A 2,525-nucleotide genomic window follows, 5' to 3' on the forward strand; every position below is an offset into this window, starting at 1 on the left:
GCCTGTGTTAACTGTGGCACGGGCGTCCCGCCTGTGTTAACTATGTGTGGCACGGGCGTCCCGCCTGTGTTAACTGTAATTAAAATTTACACATATCCTACGCTAATTCGAGCTTCAAAGTTGGCAACAGCTTTTCTAAATTTCTGAGAGATTTCTGTTGCCAAGGAATATCATTTGAACCCAATACCAAAAGTTGAATCGTTTTCTTTTTCCGAACGCTAATAACAAATTTAGACAGCATACTGATACCAGAACTGTTAACAAATTCCAATTGTTTTAGGTTCAAGGTAATAGTAGGAGGTTCGCCATTGGCGACCTCATCTAACAATTCGGCTATTGGTGCATATTCTGGAGGGCCGCTCAGGCTCAGTTCGCCTTGGAAAGTGACTGTGACTGATTCTGGATCGTACTGAATGCTGTAATCTTCACCTTGAATGTCTTGAATGCCCATTGTGATTTTATTTCCTGACTAAAATAGTGCGATCGCACAAGAGAGTAAATATTGAAATGCTAGAAACTAGACCCTAATTTGAACCACAGTCGTAACAATGATGGTATCACTATCTGGCCTGGGCTCGAATTTCCAACCTATCTTAGCTGAATAGTCATTAATCATCGTCAGCAATCCCAATCCCGATGTATCACTTTCAGATTCTGCATTTTTTTCAAGCTGCTGCAAATAAAGTTCATTGGGATCGGAAGCCATAATTTCTTCAATAAACTCCTTCAACTTACTCGCCCCTTCTGAAGTGACACTATTACTGGCAAAAATTACCGCCGTCACCTCTGTTTCACCAATAAAGTGTATGCCAAATTTGACCTTGTAATGAGTATCATCGTTATTAAATTTAATCGCATTTTCTAACAGTTCGTTGGCTACGTAGCTCACAGCTCCCTTGCTTTCTTTTATCCGTTTCTCGCTGCTAGCATCCTCCTCATCCACAGGTAGAAAGCTAGACAAATAATCGGCTACAAAATGAGCTGAAAGCCTGTTGTTGCGCCAGCGCTGTTTAATCGGGCGAGAACTGGGAGTAAATGTCAGTTCTAGGGAATCGTGTTCAGGAGGAAATTCTTCAATGAATTCTCCAAAGATTTGGGTCATTGTTTTTAAGCTTCCAGATGTCATGATTTTTCTAGCTCTAATTGAGGTATTAAGGTCACTTTTTGGTGAATTTCCACACGCCATTCCAGTTAGCCGGAATACTCTTTTCTAACAGCGATTGGATGCGTTTTAGGTAAAGTTGACTGGGCTTGTCATCTGGATTTAGTGCTACTATCTGTTCAAAACAAACAATGGCCTTAGCAAAATTTCCCTGACAATATTCTTGGAGTCCCTCCTCAAATATAGGCAAGGTTTGAATTTTGAGCGATCGCACTGGTTCTACTTCAACATCTAACACCTCACAAACTGTAATGGCTTCTTGTCTACCTTTGACAATAGCCCGATCCAAAAAACGGATATGATACTTTTCTGGTTGACTCAAACGTTGTACCACATCTCCAGAAATTAATAAAGATACGCCATAATACTTAGTCAAACCTTCCAGACGAGCGGTGAGATTGACATGATCTGAGAGCGCATCTGCTTGCATCCGATTCGCATCTCCAATAATCCCAACCATCGTATCACCCACATGGATACCAATGCCAATCTTCAGCGGTATATCCCCATTTATTTTACGGCTTTGATTGTATTTATGCAACTGCTCCAATTTCACAATTCCTGCCTGAATAGCATCATCCACGCCATCAGGAAAAACTGCCATGACTCCATCTCCAATATACTTGACAATAAAACCATTGTGCTTACGAATTTCCGGACTAACTTGCTGTAAATAGTTATTGATGAAATCAAAATTTTCTTGAGGAGTCATTTGCTCCGCCATCGTGGTAAACGAACGCATATCGGAAAACATAATTGCCATCTCTTTGCTCACGTGATCTCCAAGCTGGAAATCAACAATGCTCTGCTTGCCGAGAAATTGGAGAAATTCAGCGGGAACAAAACGTCCGTAAGCCTGCAAAAGTTTCTCTAATTCTTGTTCCCGCGCTTTCACCGTTTGCACCATATGCGAAAATACCTGTGCTAGTTCTCCCAGTGCATCACTGCGCGCTGCCACATCTGACAATATCTGGGGTTCAAAGCTATTATTTTTTACAGCAATAGCTGCATCTATAACCTTTTTTACCTGCTCAATGTAAGTCTGCATCTCTCGGTTTTTATGATGGATCTGGTTTTCCAGATCCGTGGAGTGTTGTGTGATAATTTCTACTAAGGTTTCATAGCTATTTTTTTCATCCTCTACTTCCTCAAGTTTTTCGCTCAACTCCTGTAGCTGGGTATGGAGTTCTTCTGGAGATTTAGATGGTGCTAAATTTATTTGTGGTTTCATAATTTATACTTCCGAATCTGGAAGCGCAAAGTTGTTTGACTTCCTCGCTGTAAATTCAGGGTAAACGCATCTTAATTTCAACCTCAAACATGATAAGATGAAGTGTTTAGCTAAATCAAGTGCGTAATTGAT

General features: G+C 40.8%; 3 protein-coding genes. All 3 read right to left on the bottom strand.

Annotated elements, in window-relative coordinates; all coding sequences use genetic code 11:
• Positions 1-97 precede the first annotated feature (97 nt).
• The 3 genes from QT984_RS15145 to QT984_RS15155 all read right to left on the bottom strand — a co-directional run bounded on the left by QT984_RS15145 (position 98) and on the right by QT984_RS15155 (position 2,393).
• Positions 98-451 (bottom strand): slr1659 superfamily regulator, encoded by a 354-nt coding sequence (locus tag QT984_RS15145; RefSeq protein ID WP_333052957.1) that lies wholly within the window; start codon positions 449-451, stop codon positions 98-100.
• Positions 452-517: 66 nt separating this feature from the next.
• On the bottom strand, positions 518-1,126 hold the full coding sequence (locus QT984_RS15150; RefSeq protein ID WP_333052959.1) for a DUF6272 family protein: 609 nt from the start codon (positions 1,124-1,126) through the stop codon (positions 518-520).
• A gap of 31 nt (positions 1,127-1,157) precedes the next feature.
• Positions 1,158-2,393, bottom strand: coding sequence for an adenylate/guanylate cyclase domain-containing protein (locus QT984_RS15155; RefSeq protein ID WP_333052961.1), 1,236 nt, complete (start codon positions 2,391-2,393; stop codon positions 1,158-1,160).
• Positions 2,394-2,525: the final 132 nt, after the last annotated feature.

Source organism: Microcoleus sp. Z1_B2 (assembly GCF_036700325.1).
Classification (GTDB): domain Bacteria; phylum Cyanobacteriota; class Cyanobacteriia; order Cyanobacteriales; family Microcoleaceae; genus Microcoleus.